Source organism: Vibrio sp. 1167 (assembly GCF_033340375.1).
Taxonomy (GTDB): domain Bacteria; phylum Pseudomonadota; class Gammaproteobacteria; order Enterobacterales; family Vibrionaceae; genus Vibrio; species Vibrio alginolyticus.
In genome coordinates this window covers 116,633-134,670 of sequence record NZ_JAWOWK010000004.1, presented here as the reverse complement: position 1 = coordinate 134,670, position 18,038 = coordinate 116,633, and the positions used below count along the sequence as shown (strand labels likewise).

Annotated in this window: 18 protein-coding genes; all 18 read left to right on the top strand. The window is 46.5% G+C overall.

Features of this window, described 5'->3' with window-relative positions; genetic code table 11:
* Nucleotides 1–102 precede the first annotated feature (102 nt).
* The 18 genes from flhA to R7Z78_RS09915 all read left to right on the top strand — a co-directional run bounded on the left by flhA (nt 103) and on the right by R7Z78_RS09915 (nt 18,038).
* Entirely contained in the window at nt 103–2,202 is a 2,100-nt protein-coding gene (flhA, locus tag R7Z78_RS10000; RefSeq protein ID WP_025998722.1) for a flagellar biosynthesis protein FlhA, read from the top strand.
* A 28-nt stretch (nt 2,203–2,230) separates the two neighbouring features.
* The gene (gene flhF / locus R7Z78_RS09995) at nt 2,231–3,748 is read left to right on the top strand and encodes a flagellar biosynthesis protein FlhF (RefSeq protein WP_085569739.1); all 1,518 of its coding nucleotides are present in this window, start codon (nt 2,231–2,233) and stop codon (nt 3,746–3,748) included.
* A 14-nt stretch (nt 3,749–3,762) separates the two neighbouring features.
* The gene (locus R7Z78_RS09990) at nt 3,763–4,650 is read left to right on the top strand and encodes a MinD/ParA family protein (protein WP_005380498.1); all 888 of its coding nucleotides are present in this window, start codon (nt 3,763–3,765) and stop codon (nt 4,648–4,650) included.
* On the top strand, nt 4,643–5,377 hold the full coding sequence (locus tag R7Z78_RS09985) for an RNA polymerase sigma factor FliA (RefSeq protein WP_005380499.1): 735 nt from the start codon (nt 4,643–4,645) through the stop codon (nt 5,375–5,377). Before R7Z78_RS09990 ends, R7Z78_RS09985 begins: the two co-directional genes overlap by 8 nt.
* Before the next feature lie 45 nt (nt 5,378–5,422).
* Nucleotides 5,423–5,791, top strand: coding sequence for a chemotaxis response regulator CheY (cheY, locus tag R7Z78_RS09980; RefSeq protein ID WP_017635949.1), 369 nt, complete (start codon nt 5,423–5,425; stop codon nt 5,789–5,791).
* Between the two features lie 118 nt (nt 5,792–5,909).
* Entirely contained in the window at nt 5,910–6,650 is a 741-nt protein-coding gene (locus R7Z78_RS09975; protein WP_005380502.1) for a protein phosphatase CheZ, read from the top strand.
* A 9-nt stretch (nt 6,651–6,659) separates the two neighbouring features.
* Nucleotides 6,660–8,900, top strand: a complete 2,241-nt coding sequence (locus R7Z78_RS09970; protein ID WP_005380503.1) for a chemotaxis protein CheA — start codon at nt 6,660–6,662, stop codon at nt 8,898–8,900.
* Nucleotides 8,901–8,929: 29 nt separating this feature from the next.
* Nucleotides 8,930–10,042, top strand: coding sequence for a protein-glutamate methylesterase/protein-glutamine glutaminase (locus R7Z78_RS09965; protein ID WP_005380504.1), 1,113 nt, complete (start codon nt 8,930–8,932; stop codon nt 10,040–10,042).
* 8 nt (nt 10,043–10,050) lie between these two features.
* Nucleotides 10,051–10,830 (top strand): ParA family protein, encoded by a 780-nt coding sequence (locus R7Z78_RS09960; RefSeq protein ID WP_005380505.1) that lies wholly within the window; start codon nt 10,051–10,053, stop codon nt 10,828–10,830.
* Entirely contained in the window at nt 10,820–11,896 is a 1,077-nt protein-coding gene (locus R7Z78_RS09955) for a chemotaxis protein CheW (RefSeq protein ID WP_169644368.1), read from the top strand. Before R7Z78_RS09960 ends, R7Z78_RS09955 begins: the two co-directional genes overlap by 11 nt.
* A 35-nt stretch (nt 11,897–11,931) precedes the next feature.
* Nucleotides 11,932–12,426 (top strand): chemotaxis protein CheW, encoded by a 495-nt coding sequence (locus R7Z78_RS09950; protein ID WP_005380507.1) that lies wholly within the window; start codon nt 11,932–11,934, stop codon nt 12,424–12,426.
* 13 nt (nt 12,427–12,439) lie between these two features.
* Nucleotides 12,440–12,934: a DUF2802 domain-containing protein gene (locus tag R7Z78_RS09945; protein WP_025998721.1), complete on the top strand. Its 495-nt coding sequence runs from the start codon at nt 12,440–12,442 to the stop codon at nt 12,932–12,934.
* Nucleotides 12,935–13,224: 290 nt separating this feature from the next.
* Nucleotides 13,225–13,842: a cytochrome c biogenesis heme-transporting ATPase CcmA gene (gene ccmA, locus R7Z78_RS09940; RefSeq protein WP_005380511.1), complete on the top strand. Its 618-nt coding sequence runs from the start codon at nt 13,225–13,227 to the stop codon at nt 13,840–13,842.
* A gap of 1 nt (nt 13,843) precedes the next feature.
* Nucleotides 13,844–14,512 carry a heme exporter protein CcmB gene (gene ccmB / locus R7Z78_RS09935; RefSeq protein WP_005380512.1) on the top strand — a complete coding sequence of 223 codons (669 nt, stop codon included), beginning with the start codon at nt 13,844–13,846 and terminating at the stop codon, nt 14,510–14,512.
* 109 nt (nt 14,513–14,621) lie between these two features.
* A complete protein-coding gene (locus R7Z78_RS09930) occupies nt 14,622–15,365 on the top strand; it encodes a heme ABC transporter permease (RefSeq protein WP_005380513.1) in 744 nt (247 codons plus the stop codon).
* 11 nt (nt 15,366–15,376) lie between these two features.
* Complete coding sequence (gene ccmD / locus R7Z78_RS09925) at nt 15,377–15,583, top strand: heme exporter protein CcmD (protein ID WP_005380515.1); 207 nt, start codon at nt 15,377–15,379, stop codon at nt 15,581–15,583.
* Nucleotides 15,580–16,065, top strand: a complete 486-nt coding sequence (ccmE, locus tag R7Z78_RS09920; protein WP_005380516.1) for a cytochrome c maturation protein CcmE — start codon at nt 15,580–15,582, stop codon at nt 16,063–16,065. Before ccmD ends, ccmE begins: the two co-directional genes overlap by 4 nt.
* Nucleotides 16,062–18,038: a heme lyase CcmF/NrfE family subunit gene (locus R7Z78_RS09915; RefSeq protein WP_017635943.1), complete on the top strand. Its 1,977-nt coding sequence runs from the start codon at nt 16,062–16,064 to the stop codon at nt 18,036–18,038. Before ccmE ends, R7Z78_RS09915 begins: the two co-directional genes overlap by 4 nt.

Sequence of the window (18,038 nt, the reverse complement as noted above, 5' to 3'; positions counted from 1 at the left end):
ACGCTTTAATTATCAACCCTACCTAAACTTTTAGGCTAAAGCGGTCGCGTATTAATAGTAAGAGCTTACGTGACGCTTCAATCGATTGAGATCTCTCGCAGTATGAAGTTAAGCCTGCCGTTTGCAGATAAATTGCCACGAATCCCTCAACGTGAAATGCCAGCTATTGGTGCTCCGGTGATGGTTTTGGCCACCCTAGCGATGGTGGTACTGCCGATTCCAGCATTTTTGCTGGATATGTTCTTCACCTTTAACATCGCGCTGTCGATGGTGGTGTTGTTAGTGACCGTTTACACACGTCGCCCTTTGGACTTCGCTGCTTTTCCAACGGTATTGCTGATCGCCACGTTGCTCCGCTTGGCTTTGAACGTTGCCTCGACTCGTGTCGTCTTACTGCATGGTCATGAAGGCGGTAATGCGGCAGGTAACGTAATTGAGGCGTTCGGTAACGTCGTTATTGGTGGTAACTACGCGGTCGGCCTAGTGGTTTTCCTCATCTTAATGATCATCAACTTTATGGTGGTGACCAAAGGTGCGGGTCGTATCTCTGAGGTAAGTGCTCGCTTTACGCTTGATGCGTTGCCGGGTAAGCAAATGGCGATTGATGCCGACTTGAATGCCGGATTGATAGACCAAGAGCAGGCAAGAGTTCGTCGTTTTGAAGTGACCAAAGAAGCGGATTTCTATGGCTCGATGGATGGTGCCTCGAAGTTCGTAAAAGGTGACGCGATTGCCGGTATTTTGATTCTGTTTATCAACATCGTCGGCGGTCTGTCGATCGGTATGGCGCAGTATGGATTGGGTTTCGGTGAAGCGATTGAAATCTATACCTTACTGACAATCGGTGATGGTTTGGTCGCACAAATCCCATCGCTATTGCTGTCGATTGCAGCGGCAATGATGGTGACGCGCCAAAACACCGATGAAGACATGGGGGAACAACTGGTCTTCCAGATGTTCGACAACCCAAAAGCGCTGATGATTACTGCGGCTATTCTTGGTGTGATGGGCATCGTACCGGGCATGCCACACTTTGCGTTTTTGAGCCTGGCAGTCGCGGCCGGTGCAGCGGCATATTTCATCGACAAACGGCAGAAGCAGAAAGCGAAAGAGCCCGCTTTACCAGCAACAGCAGACGAAGGTACAGAACCTTCCTCACAGCGCGAACTGTCTTGGGATGACGTCCAGCCAGTCGATATTATTGGCTTGGAAGTCGGTTATCGCTTAATCCCTTTGGTGGACAGAGACCAAGGTGGGGAACTGCTAGAGCGCGTAAAAGGCGTGCGTAAAAAGTTATCGCAAGATTTTGGGTTCCTAATTCCAGCGGTTCATATTCGTGACAATCTTGAGCTGACCCCAAACAGTTACCGAATTACATTGATGGGGGTTGCGGTGGGCGAAGCAGAGATTCGTCCGGATCAAGAGCTAGCGATTAACCCAGGTCAGGTGTATGGCATGATTGATGGTGAACCAACCATTGACCCTGCTTTTGGACTGGAAGCCGTATGGATCCGAGAAGATCAGCGTGAGCACGCGCAGGCTCTGGGTTATACGGTTGTTGATTCATCAACGGTATTAGCGACGCACCTAAGCCAGCTATTGACCAACAACGCATCACAGCTAATTGGCCATGAAGAAGTAGAGAATTTATTAGAAATGTTGGGACGCAGCGCGCCTAAGTTGGTCGAGAACTTTGTTCCTGACCAATTACCATTAGGTGTGGTGGTGAAAGTCCTACAAAACTTGTTAAACGAGGCCATTCCAATCCGCGATATTCGCACGATTGTTCAAACTTTGGCTGAGTACTCAAGTAAGAGTCAAGAAGCTGACATATTGACGGCAGCAGTTCGAATTAGTCTTAAACGTCTAATTGTTCAAGAAATCAATGGTATAGAGCCTGAGTTACCAGTGATCACCTTGATACCCGAACTGGAACAAATATTGCATCAAACTATGCAAGCATCAGGAGGCGAATCCGCGGGGATTGAACCGGGACTCGCTGAGCGATTGCAGTCTTCACTAAGCCAAGCGACACAGGAACAAGAACTGAAAGGCGAACCTGCCGTTCTGCTTACTTCCGGTGTATTACGCTCGACGTTGGCGAAATTTGTGAAGAACACAATACCTAATCTCCGGGTACTGTCTTACCAAGAAATCCCGGATGAAAAACAGATCAGAATTGTGCAAGCCGTGGGTAACTGATCTCACGCATCATTAATGGATTCATAGTTTGAAAATAAAGCGATTTTTTGCCAAAGACATGAGAACGGCGCTGCTCCAAGTGAAAGAGGACTTAGGCGCGGAAGCGGTGATCATGTCAAACAAGAAAGTGGCTGGTGGAGTAGCGATTGTTGCGGCGATAGATAGTGAATCTAATCCGTCTCAAGCAAGCGCAGCGTCACAGCAAAATCGCGGTGCTTCTCAATCGAATCGCTATAACGAACATCGTCAAATGTCATCGTCTTCTGCTGATCGTTACCAAGATCGTCATTTAGATGAAGATAAAATTAGCCTGAACAGTAATAACAGTAACAATGAAAAAACAGGCTCAATGACGCAGCGATTCGCTAATATGCTTAAGCAATATAGCGGTGGTGCAGCAGATGCTGACGATCACGTAGCAGAAAATGAAGATTCGCTCTCTGCTTTGCTGCAACGCCAAAATAAGCATCGCGACGGCTACAACCAAGAAAAGCCAGCGCCATATCAACCAGATTCACCTTTGGCGAAGCTAATCGCACAGGACAATCGATTTGAACGTCCGACGCCCAAGCTGGACCCGACGCGCTATGACCGACGTCGCCCAAGTGATGAGCGTGACGAATCGGCCGATGAGCTAGAAAGCATGCGCGAAGAGATGACGTCAATTCGTCGTCTGTTGGAGCACCAAGTTTCTGGCCTGATGTGGCAAGAAGTAGAACGCCGTGAGCCGCTAAGAGCTATGCTGATTAAGCGCTTAGAGCGAATGGGCGTTTCTCCGGAGTTAGCAGACCAGATGGCCTGTTATATCCCGGAAGATACAAAGCCAGCGCGAGCGTGGAAAGCGTTATTGTCGCTGGTGGCGGATCAAATCAATATTCCTAAACAGGACATTTTAAAACGTGGTGGCGTAGTCGCATTGTTGGGTCCGACGGGGGTTGGGAAAACAACAACCGTAGCGAAACTCGCAGCACGCGCAGCCATGGAATACGGTGCCGACAATGTGGCCCTTGTGACAACAGATACATATCGCATAGGTGCACATGAGCAACTCTCAATTTACGGAAGAATCATGGGTTGTCCCGTAAGAGTTGCTAAAGATTCTAACGAGTTAGCCGATGTTATATATCAGCTAAGAAACAGAAGACTGATTTTGGTCGATACGGCAGGGATGGGGCAACGAGATGTGAGGCTTTCCGAGCAGCTCGACACTCTAATGCAAGAGAGCGGAGAAGTGATCCACAGCTACCTTGTTTTGCCGGCTACCGCACAACGTCGTGTTCTACAAGAAACGCTGGATCACTTCCGACGTATACCACTTTCGGGTTGTATTATGACGAAGCTTGATGAGTCATTAAGCCTAGGCGAATTCATCAGTGTAGTGATTCAAAACGCAATGCCAGTAGCTTACATCGCTAATGGTCAGCGCGTACCAGAAGACATTGTGATAGCGCAACCAAAATATATGCTTGCGAAAGCAAATGAACTGTTAGAGAAGTCGACAGAGAACGAACCTCACTTTTGGAACAGTGACAGTGAAGGACTCTAAGGCGGCGGACTACTATGACTGAGAATATGATACACGATCAAGCAAGCGGCCTCCGTCGCTTAACACAACCATCGTTGACCAAAGTGATTGCTGTTACTGGCGGCAAAGGTGGTGTGGGGAAATCAAACGTAACACTGGGTCTGGCGATTTGTATGGCTCGCCAAGGCAAGAAGGTGATGGTTCTCGACGCTGATTTAGGTCTGGCCAATGTGGACGTGATGCTCGGAATTCGTGCAAAACGTAATCTAGGACATGTCTTAGCGGGTGAATGTGAGCTAAAAGATGCGATTGTCGAAGGGCCTTATGGTATAAAGATAATTCCTGCAACTTCTGGCACACAGAGCATGACAGAGCTTTCTCACGCTCAGCATGCCGGACTCATCCGAGCATTTGGTAGTCTTGAAGACGAAATGGATGTCCTGCTGATTGATACCGCTGCTGGTATCTCTGACATGGTAATCAGTTTTTCGCGAGCAGCTCAAGATGTGGTTGTAGTTGTGTGTGATGAACCGACGTCAATCACAGATGCCTATGCATTAATCAAGCTGTTGAGTAAAGAACACCAAGTTCAACGCTTTAAAGTTGTAGCAAATATGGTCAGAAGCTACCGTGAAGGGCGAGAATTGTTTGCAAAGTTGACACTAGTCACAGAGCGATTCTTGAATGTTAGCCTTGAACTCGTAGCATGTATTCCATTAGATGATAAAGTACGACAGGCTGTAAAAAGACAAAAAATTGTCGTTGATGCGTTCCCACGCTCGCCTGCCGCTTTAGCTATCAGCTCACTAGCAAACAAAGCGTTGACGTGGCCACTACCGAAAACACCAAGTGGACACTTGGAATTTTTTGTGGAAAGGTTGCTAAATCGTACCGAATTCGCAGAGGACCCTTTTGGTGAATAAAGCGATAACCTATGACCAACATGGCAAATTTAATAGCCAGCAGGCGTTCATTGAACGTTATTCAGTGTTGGTTAAGCGCATTGCTCACCACCTACTAGGCCGTTTACCGCCGAGTGTTCAGGTAGAGGATTTAATTCAGGCCGGCATGATCGGTCTTATCGAAGCTCAGCAGAATTATGATGGTTCTAAAGGTGCGAGCTTTGAAACTTATGCAGGTATCCGTATTCGTGGCGCAATGTTAGATGACATGCGTAAAGGCGATTGGGTACCGCGTTCTGTTCATAAAAATAATCGAGAGATTAACCAAGCGATTGCGGAGCTGGAAGGCGAATTAAATCGAGATCCTACTGATTCTGAAGTAGCCACGCATCTCGGTATGACACTGGATCAATATCATAGTGCTCTTACCGATATCAACTGCTCAAAATTAGTCGGTATTGAAGATTTAGGCGTTTCTGATGATGTGATTTCACCGGCGGATGAAACCGATGACAGCAACCCATTCAAAGGGGTAGTTGATGAATCATTTCGAAAAGCACTGGTTGAATCAATAAAACAGCTTCCAGAGCGTGAAGCTTTGGTTCTTTCGCTTTATTATGATGAAGAACTCAATTTGAAAGAAATTGGCGATGTGTTAGGCGTAAGCGAATCTCGCGTAAGTCAAATACTGAGTCAAGCGATGCAACGTTTACGTACCAAGCTCAGTGCGTGGACACAAAATGACTAAAAACACTGATTTTACGATTCAGTGGAGGCAATTTTGAATAAAAACATGAAGATCCTTATTGTTGATGATTTCTCAACAATGCGCCGTATTGTTAAAAACCTGCTTCGTGACTTGGGTTTCAATAACACTCAAGAAGCGGACGATGGTTTAACCGCATTACCAATGCTGAAAAAAGGTGACTTCGATTTTGTTGTAACTGACTGGAACATGCCAGGTATGCAAGGCATCGATTTGCTTAAACACATCCGCGCGGATGCAGAACTTAAGCATCTGCCAGTTCTAATGATCACGGCTGAAGCGAAGCGTGAGCAGATCATTGAAGCTGCTCAAGCAGGTGTAAACGGCTACATTGTTAAGCCATTTACTGCTGCAACATTAAAAGAAAAATTAGATAAAATTTTCGAGCGTTTATAACTCTCTCTTTCTCTTTGTTATTCGAGTCATTCATACCAATTATTAAATACCTATTAAATGACTCGTTTAGCGTTTTCAAAGTGATAAGAAGAACTAAACGTAAAAGGGTCTATTCAGAATGATCTCACTAGAGCAGGCGAAGTCACTCGTTCAAATGCTAGAAAACGGGGAACAAGACCAAGCCAATATGCTTGTTGCCTCGATCTACGAAGGTGCCGATAACCCAATGCTGCAAGAAATTGGAGCGTTAACTCGAGACCTTCACGAATCACTCAAGCAGTTCAGTCTCGATCAGCGCATGACCGAAATTGCGAAAGACGAAATCCCTAACGCTAGGGATCGTCTCAATTATGTGATCGAGAAGACAGAGCTTGCAGCCAACAAAACAATGGATGCGGTCGACTGCTGCCTTCCTATCGCTGACAACCTGCATGATTGCCTTCTAAAAGTTCGTCCTCAATGGAATGAACTCATGCACGGGCGCATAGAATTAAGCGAATTTAAAGCACTGTGTCACCGAATCGACGGGCTATTAGTGCAAGTCGAAGGTGACAGCACTGAATTGCGCGGCCAATTGACCGAAATTCTCATGGCGCAAGACTTCCAAGACCTAACTGGCCAAATCATTCGCCGCGTAATTACGTTGGTTAATGAAGTTGAAGGCCGCTTAGTGGAAATCCTAACCGTATTCTCTGGAAATAAACTTGAAGAACACATTCAAGTTTTGTCAGAACCGGCAGATAAAAAGAATACACAAACAAGCGAAGCCGAAGGCCCGATTCTTCATCCAGAACTGAGAGAAGATGCGGTTTCATCGCAGGACGAAGTCGATGACTTGTTGTCCAGTCTTGGATTTTAAAGGTAACGTATGAGCTACGATTTAGACGAAGATATTCTTCAGGACTTTCTCATTGAGGCTGGGGAAATTCTCGAGCTGCTTTCTGAGCAGTTGGTTGAATTGGAAAATAACCCAGAAGACAAAGACTTACTTAATGCTATTTTCCGCGGGTTTCATACCGTAAAAGGCGGTGCCGGCTTCCTTTCATTGGCAGAGCTAGTCGATACTTGTCATGGTGCGGAGAACGTGTTCGACGTTTTACGAAACGGTCAACGCACGGTAACGCAAAACTTAATGGATACGATGCTAAAAGCCTTGGATACGGTTAATACCCAGTTCCAGGCTGTTCAAGATCGTGAGCCGTTAGAAGCTGCGGACCCTGAGCTTCTTGAAGAACTTCATCGTCTATGCAAACCTGAGTCAGAAGATGAAGTAGCGGCAACCGTAGTTGAAGAACCAGTGGCTACTCCAGAGCCTATTATTCCCGAGCCTATCATCGAAGAACCTGCTGCGCCGTCAGCACCATCAAGTGTCGGCTCTGTTGATGAAATTACCCAAGACGAATTCGAAAAGCTACTGGATGAGCTTCATGGTAAAGGTTCAGCGCCAGGCACCTCAATGTCTGCGACACCTACAACGCCATCTGAACCGCCTCAATCGAGTGCACCATCAGTTGAAAGTGGTGATATCACTGATGATGAGTTTGAACGTTTACTCGATGAACTGCACGGTGTAGGAAAAAGCCCTTCTACGGCAGAGGCTGCTGCATCTGCATCCGTACCAGTAGAGCCACCTAAAGCGGCAGAGCCTTCCGCTCCAGTGTCATCTTCATCAAATCAAGACAGTGACTTAATGACGGACGAAGAGTTCGAAAAGTTACTCGATGAGCTACATGGTTCAGGTAAAGGTCCAACGCTAGAAGAATTAGATATGGCAACGAAGCCAGCGTCAGCAAACGTAGAGCAAAGCCCTGCGAAACCTGAGCCTGTTGCTAAGCCAGCACCCGTTCAAGCAGCGCCAGCACCAAAGCCAGAATCTAAACCAGTCGCGGTAAAAGAAGAAGCTAAAGCACCAGCGGTTAAAAAACCTCAGGCTGAAGCAACCGTTCGTGTTGATACCTCGACACTTGATACCATCATGAACATGGTAGGTGAGCTCGTATTGGTTCGAAACCGCCTATTAAGCCTTGGTTTGAATAGCGACAACGAAGAGATGTCCAAAGCGGTCGCTAACCTTGACGTGGTAACTGCGGATCTACAAGGCGCGGTAATGAAAACGCGTATGCAGCCAATTAAGAAAGTGTTTGGCCGCTTCCCACGCGTTGTTCGTGACTTGGCTCGTAACCTAAATAAAGACATCGTGCTAGAAATGCGCGGTGAAGAAACCGATCTCGATAAAAACCTTGTAGAAGCATTGGCCGATCCGTTGATTCACTTGGTGCGTAACTCGGTTGATCACGGTATTGAAATGCCAGACGCACGCGCGAAGGCCGGCAAATCACGTACAGGTAAAGTGATTTTGTCAGCATCGCAAGAAGGGGACCATATTGAACTATCCATCGTAGATGATGGTGGCGGTATGGACCCGAACAAACTGCGTGGCATCGCGGTGAAGCGTGGCATGATGGATGAAGATGCGGCGGCACGTTTAACAGATAAAGAGTGCTTCAACCTTATCTTCGCACCTGGTTTCTCAAGTAAAGATAAAATTTCTGACATTTCTGGTCGTGGTGTGGGTATGGACGTGGTTAAGACGGCGATCAATACCTTAAACGGTTCAATCGATATCGATTCTGAGCTAGGCAAGGGCACTAAGATTACGATCAAAGTACCACTAACGTTAGCGATTTTACCGACTCTGATGGTTGGTGTTGGCGGTCATCCGTTTGCTCTACCACTGGCTTCGGTGAGTGAAATTTTCCACTTAGATCTTAGCCGTACAAACGTGGTAGATGGTCAGCTGACGATCATTGTACGTGAGAAATCTATCCCGCTATTTTACTTACAAAACTGGTTAGCATCCAAATCTCAAAACGTCCAAGAGCGTACTGGTCACGGTCACGTGGTGATTGTACAGATTGGTAACCAACGCGTTGGTTTTGTTGTGGATACGCTTATTGGTCAAGAAGAAGTGGTTATTAAGCCACTCGATAATCTATTACAGGGCACTCCAGGTATGGCTGGTGCGACAATTACTAGCGATGGCCATATTGCATTAATTCTAGATGTGCCTGATTTACTTAAGCGATATGCTGCGGCTTCACGCCTTTAAGCAAAGCTGACGTTATTAAAAGGAATAAGATGGCGATTAAAGTACTAGTCGTTGATGATTCGAGTTTTTTCCGACGTCGCGTGAGCGAAATCATCAACTCAGAATCGCGCCTAGAAGTGATTGACGTTGCGGTAAATGGTAGAGAGGCGGTTGAGAAAGCCAAATCTCTCAAACCTGACGTCATCACGATGGATATTGAAATGCCAGTGATGGATGGCATTACAGCTGTACGTGAAATAATGGCCGCTGCTCCAACGCCAATTCTAATGTTTTCGTCCCTGACCCACGACGGGGCGAAAGCTACGCTTGATGCGCTAGATGCGGGCGCATTGGACTTCTTACCGAAAAAGTTTGAGGACATTGCGCGTAACCGTGAAGAAGCGGTGTCATTACTTCAACAGCGTGTGATTCAGATTGCCTCGAAGCGCGCTTTCATGCGTCGACCTATCGCTCGCCCAACAGCGAGTACCAGCACGACTACTCGATCATTAGGTTCAAGAACGGCTTCACCTGTGACTCCAACACCAACTCGACCTGCTGCGACAAAGTACCGTGCTTCTGGTAAGAAGTATCAACTGACGGCAATTGGCACATCAACAGGTGGCCCCGTTGCTCTACAAAAAATTCTGACGCGCTTGCCGATGAACTATCCGCATCCGATTGTATTGATTCAACACATGCCAGCAACGTTTACTGCTGCGTTTGCCAGTCGTTTGAACACCTTGTGTAAGATTCAAGTGAAAGAAGCACAAGATGGCGATGTGTTACAGCCCGGTGTGGCATACCTTGCACCAGGTGGGAAACAAATGATGGTAGATGGACGAGCGGGCGCTGCTCGTCTTCGCATTATTGATGGCGGCGATCGCATGAACTACAAACCATGTGTGGATGTGACTTTTGGTTCTGCCGCAAAAGTATATGGCGACAAAGTGCTCTCTTTAGTGTTGACAGGCATGGGTGCAGACGGTCGTGAGGGCGCTCGCATGTTGAAGTCTTCAGGCTCAACAATTTGGGCACAAGATGAAGAAAGTTGTGTTGTTTATGGCATGCCCCAAGCGGTTGCTAAAGCAGGCATTTCTTCAGAAGATTTACCGCTTGACCGCATTGCTGAACGCATGTTGGTGGAAGTTGGCCTAGCTTAGGATTCATCATGATTGTTTGGAGTGTAGCTAACCAGAAAGGAGGCGTGGGTAAAACCACCTCAACAGTGACATTGGCGGGCTTATTGAGCCAGAAAGGCCATCGAGTATTGATGGTTGATACTGATCCTCACGCCTCACTGACTACTTATCTCGGTTATGATCCTGATGCAGTAACTTCGAGCCTATTTGATTTATTCCAGTTGAAGACGTTTTCTCGTGAGACGGTTAAGCCGTTGATTTTAGAAACAGAGCTGGAAGGAATGGATATCATTCCCGCGCATATGTCCCTTGCCACGCTTGATCGCGTAATGGGTAATCGCAGTGGTATGGGATTAATCTTAAAACGGGCGCTGCAAACTGTCTCACAAGACTATGACTATGTGTTGATTGACTGTCCGCCAATCCTTGGCGTGATGATGGTGAACGCGTTGGCAGCCAGTGACCGAATTTTGATTCCTGTTCAAACAGAGTTTTTGGCAATGAAAGGTCTAGAGCGCATGATGCGTACGCTAACCATTATGCAAAAATCTCGCCCGGGCGGTTTCAAAGTGACTATCGTCCCAACCATGTACGATAAGCGCACGAAAGCGTCATTGCAGACATTGATGCAACTGAAAAAAGATTACCCAAATCAAGTGTGGACCTCAGCGGTGCCTATTGATACCAAGTTCCGCGATGCCAGTTTAAAGCACTTGCCAGCTTCGCATTTTGCATCTGGTAGCCGTGGTGTGTTTGCCTATAAACAGCTACTGATTTACCTGGAGAGGTTGGCGTTCGATGAGCAGTAATGATGTGCTGTCCAGTGAACAAGCACTTGATGACTACTTTAATGCATTACTGGATGATGAAACTGAAATAACGACTCTTGAGGAAGACCTTGACCTGTTGGCTCAAGAGGTATCATCTGCAGAGCCAGAGCCAGAGCCAGAGCCAGAGCCAGAGCCAGAGCCAGAGCCAGAGCCAGAGCCAGAGCCAGAGCCAGAGCCAGAATTGCAGCTACAATACTCGGAGCCAGAAACGTACCAGTTTCAAGAAACATATCCGCCAGAGTTGGAAGCTCCAAACCTGGAAGATGTTCAAAGGCTATTAAGTCAGCTTGAAGCAAGCAACCCAGTGGCTGAGTTGGATATTGATAGTATTCTTGAACAAAATACGATTGATATTGCAGCAGAGATAAAAGCGGCTGAGCCTGAGGTACAAACCTTTAGTGAGGTGTCTGAGCTTCAGGGTGTTGAGGAAATACAGGACTGGGTGATTGATGAGCCAGTTTTTGAGGAAGCTCAACCAGAGGTGGATGAACCTCACGCAGTGATCGAACAAAGTATCAATATAGAATCGAACGTCGATACTGAACTCGAAACACAAGCAGATTCCGATATACCAACGGCCTGGGAGAGTACGAAGCGAAGTGAGGACTTTCAAGTTCTTTACTTTGATGTGAATGGTGTCACGTTTGCTGTACCTCTTGATGAGTTAGGTGGTATTCATCGCATTAGCGAGCTTAACCATTTGATAGGAAAACCCGCCTGGTATTTGGGGCTACAAACAAATCGCGAGCAACAGTTTGATGTCGTCGATACCGCGAAATGGGTGATGGCAGATAAGCTTCGTGATGATAGCTATAAAGATAACTACCAATATGTCGTCATGCTTGGTGAGAGCATGTGGGGGTTGGCCAGTAACCAATTAATGGGGACTGAAACGCTTAATATCGACAAGGTTCGCTGGCGTGAGCAGGCGGGTAAACGCCCTTGGCTAGCGGGCATGGTAAAAGAAAAAATGTGTGCCTTAATTCATGTCCAGGCGCTCATTGACATGCTAAACGCCGGTTTAGATGTCAAATCACTGAATTAGATTTAAGTCGGGAACGACATTAACGAGGATTAACTATGTCTCAAGCTTTTGAAGTAGAAGTGAAGAAAGATGCATCGAATGACGAAGTTCTTCAGTGGGTGACGTTCCAGCTAGAAGAAGAAACGTACGGCATCAACGTAATGCAAGTTCGTGAAGTACTTCGTTATACTGAAATTGCCCCTGTTCCAGGTGCACCAGATTATGTACTTGGTATCATCAACCTACGCGGTAATGTAGTTACTGTTATCGATACACGTTCACGTTTTGGCCTGATGGAAGGTGAAGTCACCGACAACACTCGTATTATTGTGATCGAGTCTGAGCGTCAAGTGATTGGTATCTTAGTAGATAGCGTGGCAGAAGTCGTTTATCTGCGTTCTTCTGAAATTGATACGACGCCTTCAGTTGGTACCGACGAGAGTGCGAAGTTCATCCAGGGTGTGAGCAACCGTGACGGCAAGCTTCTTATCCTTGTGGATTTGAACAAGCTGCTAACAGATGACGAGTGGGACGAGATGGCTCACCTTTAATGGCTGAATGATGATGGCTGAAGAGACTCTTTTATCTGCTCCATTCCTTGCGGGTGGCGTCGCTTTTATCGTGTTAGTATTGGTTGTTTTGCAACTGCGGATTCGCTCGGGGTTACAAAAGCAGTTAGACCAACAACGAGCTCAATCTCGACACGCAGATAAAGAAGTGCAAAAGTTGAGTAAGCAGTTACTCGAAGTGCGCTCGGTTGTCGTTGGTCTTGGGCAAAAAGTGACGGAGCAACAAGACATTATTCAGCACTTAAACGAGAGAATTCGCGAACTCGAACACGCTGATACTGATGGTCGCTTGTACAGTCGCGCTTCTAAAATGGTACAGCTTGGCGCTGATATCAACGAGCTGATTGAAGAGTGCGAACTACCAAAAGCCGAAGCTGAGTTGATGCTTTCACTGCAGAAGAAACTGGCAGGGAAAGAGAAGATTCCACCATTAAGTGGTCAGCCATCAGATGACGCAGAATATCCAGCGCGTGGACGTCGTCGACGCTAAAGGTTATCAAGCGATAAAAAAGAGGCGTTATTACGCCTCTTTTTTTGTTTTTAGCCGCTAATGCTCTTCTTAAATACACCCCTAGATAACCTTCAGTCGATCTTGCTCTTAGCTCTGGCCTCTCAAATTCAAAATGAGCGCTTATAACTACTTATAGTTAATTTTATTAAAGTGTGATGATTAATTAACAAAAATACATGAACTTACATGTAACCTAGCCCTCTTATCCTGTTTTGTCATAACTAAGCTGTGCTAATATAGCGGCTCGTTCATTTTTTAGTTGAAGCTCTATGTTAGAAGTGTCTAACCTGACAGCAATCCGTGATGAAAGGGTTCTGTTTGAAAACCTGCAGTTTGAAATTAAGCCTGGTGAATTGGTCCAGATCGAAGGGCGTAATGGTACTGGTAAAACTACATTGCTACGGATTGTGACAGGGTTAGGTGATAGAGAAGAAGGTGTCATTAAATGGAAAGGCGAAGAGGTTGAAAAATCTCGTGATGTTTTCCATCAAGATCTGCTTTTCTTAGGACATCAAACAGGAGTGAAACGAGAGCTTACCGCATTAGAAAACTTACGTTTTTATCAATCTATTCAAAATAATCGCTCTTCAGACGAAGAAATCTTCATCGCTTTGACTCAAGTAGGATTAGCTGGCCGAGAAGATGTGCCTGTAGCACAACTTTCCGCAGGTCAGCAACGACGAGTCGCATTGGCAAGGTTATGGCTCAGTAAGCAAATTTTATGGATCTTAGATGAGCCGTTGACTGCCATTGATAAGCAAGGTGTCAAGGTGCTTGAATCTTTGTTCGCAAGTCATGCTGATAATGGCGGTATTGTTGTGTTGACGACGCATCAAGATATGTTTGCGGACAGCCCGAAACTTAGAAAAATAAAGCTGGGTGACTGATATGATTTCCTCGATGACCACCATCATTCGTCGTGAGCTCTTAATCGCATTTCGCCGTCAGGCAGACATTCTGAACCCGCTGTGGTTCTTTATTATTGTCATTACTCTCTTTCCTCTGAGTATTGGACCAGAACCTAATTTGTTAGCACGTATTGCAGCGGGCATCGTTTGGGTTGCCGCATTGCTGTCCGCCTTATTATCATTAGAGCGTCTATTTCGTGATGATTTTCAAGACGGTGCACTAGAACAAATGATGCTAATGCCGATTCCATTGCAACTTGTCGTGGTTTCAAAGGTCATAGCACATTGGTTGTTAACAGGGTTACCTCTGATTTTAATTAGCCCATTATTGGCGGTTTTACTTTCGCTCGACTTCAATACTTGGCTATCGGTTGTATTAACCTTGATGATCGGTACACCAACACTAAGTTTTATTGGCGCCATTGGTGTGGCGTTGACTGTTGGGTTGCAAAAGGGTGGCGTTCTTTTGAGTTTGCTTATTCTTCCGCTCTACATCCCAATTTTGATTTTCGCAACATCGGCAATTGATGCTGCGGCACTCGGTATGGCGTATAACGGTCAACTAGCGATTTTAGGTGCGATGCTAATGGGGGCGATGACATTAACGCCTTTTGCCATCAGTGCCGCATTGCGAGTTAGTGTTAACTAACTCAATAAAGTGCCAATGAAGCGGCGCTTGATCAAAGAATTATTATTAAAGCACTGCTACGGTCTCAACCCTTTAGACAGTGTCCCTGAAGTAAGAGTGAGAACAAAACATGTGGAAATGGCTACATCCTTATGCCAAGCCAGAAGCAGCTTATCGTTTGAGTGGTAAGTTTCTGCCTTGGTTTTCTGTATTGGCCCTCGTATGCTTATCGGTTGGTACGGTTTGGGGGCTTGCATTTGCGCCTTCAGATTACCAACAAGGTGACAGTTTCCGAATCATCTACATTCATGTCCCATCAGCTATTTGGTCTATGGGCGTTTATATGTCGATGGCGATCGCTGCATTTATTGGCCTAGTATGGCAAGTTCGCCTATCTGATATGGCGGCACTTGCGATGGCTCCGATTGGTGCAGTATTTACTTTTATTGCTCTACTTACAGGTGCTGTTTGGGGCAAGCCTATGTGGGGCACTTGGTGGGTATGGGATGCCCGTCTTACATCTGAATTGATTCTTCTATTTCTCTACCTTGGTGTGATTGCGCTTTACCATGCGTTTGACGATCAAAAAACCGCCGCAAAAGCTGCTGGTATTTTAGCGATCGTAGGCGTAGTAAACCTACCTATCATTCACTTTTCCGTGGAATGGTGGAACACGCTTCATCAAGGTGCGACGATCACGAAATTTGAACAACCTTCTATTTCATCCGACATGCTTTGGCCGTTATTGCTGAACATCTTTGGCTTTGCGTTTTTCTTTGGTGCCGTGACGATGGTCCGTTTTCGTAACGAAATCATCAGTAAAGAAAGTCACCGCCCTTGGGTGCGCAAACTCGCAACAGAACAAACTCAGTGAGGTAACTGATTATGCATTTTGAATCTCTGAGCGACTTTTTTGCCATGGGTGGCTACGCATCATACGTATGGAGTGCGTTTGGTATTACTTTCTTATCCATGCTGATTCTTCTGATCACTAGCCTTCGCCGCGGTGATGCATTATTGAAAGAAGTGAAAGCAAAAATTGACCGTCAAGCTCGTATCGACGCAGCGAAGAACATGGAGAACACCTTATGAACCCGAGACGTAAAAAGAGGCTAGGTATTGTACTAGCGATCTTTATCGGTATTAGTGCCACCATTGGTTTGATACTTTATGCGCTTAACCAAAATATGGACCTTTTCTACACTCCAACGGAATTGGTTAATGGTAAGCCAGATGGCACCAAGCCAGAAGTAGGCCAGCGTCTGCGTATCGGTGGAATGGTGGTTGTGGGCTCAGTTCGTCGAGATCCTAATTCTTTGAAAGTGAGTTTTGACCTGCACGATGTCGGTCCGAAAGTGACGATTACCTATGACGGTATTCTTCCTGACTTGTTCCGTGAAGGGCAGGGTATTGTTGCTCAAGGTGTACTGAAAGATGCCACGACAGTTGAGGCATTTGAGGTCCTAGCGAAGCACGATGAAGAATACATGCCACCAGAAATTGCAGAAGCGATGAAGAAAACGCATGAACCGCTTCAATACAGCACCGAACAGAAACAAGGAAGCGGCCAATGATTGCTGAAATCGGTCACTTTGCTCTCATTCTTTCGCTTGCAATGGCAGTGCTGTTGAGCGTATTGCCATTGTGGGGAGCATCGAATAATAACACCATGCTCATGAACACAGCGCGACCGCTATCTTGGTCTATGTTCCTGATGCTGTTGTTCTCTTTCGCCATTTTATGTTGGGGATTTTATACCAACGACTTCACGTTACAGTATGTAGCGAGCAACTCGAATAGTCAGCTTCCTTGGTACTACCGTTTAACCGCAGTATGGGGTGCGCACGAAGGTTCACTGTTGCTATGGGTTTTAATCCAAGCTGCTTGGACTGTCGCTGTAGCGACGTTTAGTCGTGGTATGCCGCAAGAGTCGGTTGCACGTGTACTTGCTGTTATGGGCATGATCTCAGTGGGTTTCCTACTGTTTATCATCTTAACGTCAAATCCATTCCTACGTACGTTACCGTTCTTCCCGGTTGACGGACGTGACTTGAACCCTCTGCTTCAAGACCCGGGTTTGATTGTTCACCCGCCAATGCTTTACATGGGCTATGTTGGTTTCTCGGTTGCATTCTCTTTTGCGATCGCATCCCTAATGACCGGACGCCTTGATACGGCTTGGGCTCGTTGGTCTCGTCCTTGGACAACCGCTGCATGGGTATTTTTAACACTTGGTATCGCACTAGGTTCTTGGTGGGCTTACTACGAACTTGGCTGGGGTGGCTGGTGGTTCTGGGACCCAGTAGAAAACGCATCATTCATGCCTTGGTTAGCGGGTACCGCATTAATGCACTCTCTTGCCGTGACAGAAAAACGCGGCACATTTAAAGCGTGGACGGTACTATTGGCAATCTCTGCATTTTCGTTGAGTTTGTTGGGCACCTTCTTAGTCCGTTCCGGTATTTTAGTATCGGTGCACGCGTTCGCGTCTGACCCGTCGCGCGGTATGTTTATTCTAGGCTTCCTCGTTTTCGTTATCGGCGGCTCTTTATTGCTGTTTGCCGTAAAAGGGGCAGCAGTGCGTGTACGAGGTAACTTCGACTTAGTCTCACGTGAAAATGCGCTCTTAGCCAACAACGTATTACTTATCGCCGCTCTTGTTGTGGTGTTAGTGGGGACACTGTTGCCGCTCGTACACAAGCAGCTTGGTTTGGGGTCGGTCTCTATCGGTGCGCCATTCTTTGATATGCTATTTGCGTGGTTAATGATGCCATTTGCTTTCCTGCTTGGTATTGGCCCTCTTATTCGTTGGAAGCGAGACAATTTATCTAAACTTGTGAAGCCAATGCTCGTTTCAGGTGTGCTTGCTTTCGCCTTGGCCGCGCTATGCGTGTACCTGTTTGCCGATTTCTTCTCAACCATGGCTTACATTGGTTGGGTGATGGCGATTTGGATTATTGCGATGCATGGCTTTGAACTGTACGAGCGCGCAACGCACCGTCATAGCTTTAGTGAAGGTGTTCGCAAGCTGCAACGTAGCCACTGGGCAATGATGTTGGGTCATGTTGGTCTGGCGGTATCTGTTATCGGTATTGCGATGGTACAGAACTACAGCATCGAGCGTGATGTACGTTTAGCACCTGGCGAACACTTCCAAATTCAAGGCTATGATTTCTACTTCTCAGGCTTGCGTGATAAAGATGGTCCAAACTACGATGGCTACATCGCAGACTTTGAGATCACACATGATGGCAAATACGTGAATACGCTTCACGCAGAGAAGCGCTTCTACCGTACGGCTAAGTCTATGATGACTGAAGCAGCCATTGACCGTGGTATTAGCCGCGACCTATACATTGCAATGGGTGAACGTTTAGACGACAACCGATCTTGGGCTGTTCGTATTTACTATAAACCGTTCGTTCGTTGGATTTGGGCTGGCTCTTTGATTATGGCATTAGGCGGCGCACTAGCGATTTCTGATAAACGCTACCGCTTCCGTAAATCGCCGAAGAAAAACGCGAAGTCAAAAGAGCAGGAGGCATAA

What these genes read in the sequence shown, in the direction of transcription:
- flhA (WP_025998722.1), top strand. Translation starts at nt 103, where the DNA reads ATGAAGTTAAGCCTGCCGTTTGCAGATAAATTGCCACGAATCCCTCAA.
- R7Z78_RS09990 (WP_005380498.1), top strand. Translation starts at nt 3,763, where the DNA reads ATGACTGAGAATATGATACACGATCAAGCAAGCGGCCTCCGTCGCTTA.
- cheY (WP_017635949.1), top strand. Translation starts at nt 5,423, where the DNA reads ATGAAGATCCTTATTGTTGATGATTTCTCAACAATGCGCCGTATTGTT.
- R7Z78_RS09975 (WP_005380502.1), top strand. Translation starts at nt 5,910, where the DNA reads ATGATCTCACTAGAGCAGGCGAAGTCACTCGTTCAAATGCTAGAAAAC.
- R7Z78_RS09970 (WP_005380503.1), top strand. Translation starts at nt 6,660, where the DNA reads ATGAGCTACGATTTAGACGAAGATATTCTTCAGGACTTTCTCATTGAG.
- R7Z78_RS09965 (WP_005380504.1), top strand. Translation starts at nt 8,930, where the DNA reads ATGGCGATTAAAGTACTAGTCGTTGATGATTCGAGTTTTTTCCGACGT.
- R7Z78_RS09960 (WP_005380505.1), top strand. Translation starts at nt 10,051, where the DNA reads ATGATTGTTTGGAGTGTAGCTAACCAGAAAGGAGGCGTGGGTAAAACC.
- R7Z78_RS09955 (WP_169644368.1), top strand. Translation starts at nt 10,820, where the DNA reads ATGAGCAGTAATGATGTGCTGTCCAGTGAACAAGCACTTGATGACTAC.
- R7Z78_RS09950 (WP_005380507.1), top strand. Translation starts at nt 11,932, where the DNA reads ATGTCTCAAGCTTTTGAAGTAGAAGTGAAGAAAGATGCATCGAATGAC.
- R7Z78_RS09945 (WP_025998721.1), top strand. Translation starts at nt 12,440, where the DNA reads ATGGCTGAAGAGACTCTTTTATCTGCTCCATTCCTTGCGGGTGGCGTC.
- ccmA (WP_005380511.1), top strand. Translation starts at nt 13,225, where the DNA reads ATGTTAGAAGTGTCTAACCTGACAGCAATCCGTGATGAAAGGGTTCTG.
- ccmB (WP_005380512.1), top strand. Translation starts at nt 13,844, where the DNA reads ATGATTTCCTCGATGACCACCATCATTCGTCGTGAGCTCTTAATCGCA.
- R7Z78_RS09930 (WP_005380513.1), top strand. Translation starts at nt 14,622, where the DNA reads ATGTGGAAATGGCTACATCCTTATGCCAAGCCAGAAGCAGCTTATCGT.
- ccmD (WP_005380515.1), top strand. Translation starts at nt 15,377, where the DNA reads ATGCATTTTGAATCTCTGAGCGACTTTTTTGCCATGGGTGGCTACGCA.
- ccmE (WP_005380516.1), top strand. Translation starts at nt 15,580, where the DNA reads ATGAACCCGAGACGTAAAAAGAGGCTAGGTATTGTACTAGCGATCTTT.
- R7Z78_RS09915 (WP_017635943.1), top strand. Translation starts at nt 16,062, where the DNA reads ATGATTGCTGAAATCGGTCACTTTGCTCTCATTCTTTCGCTTGCAATG.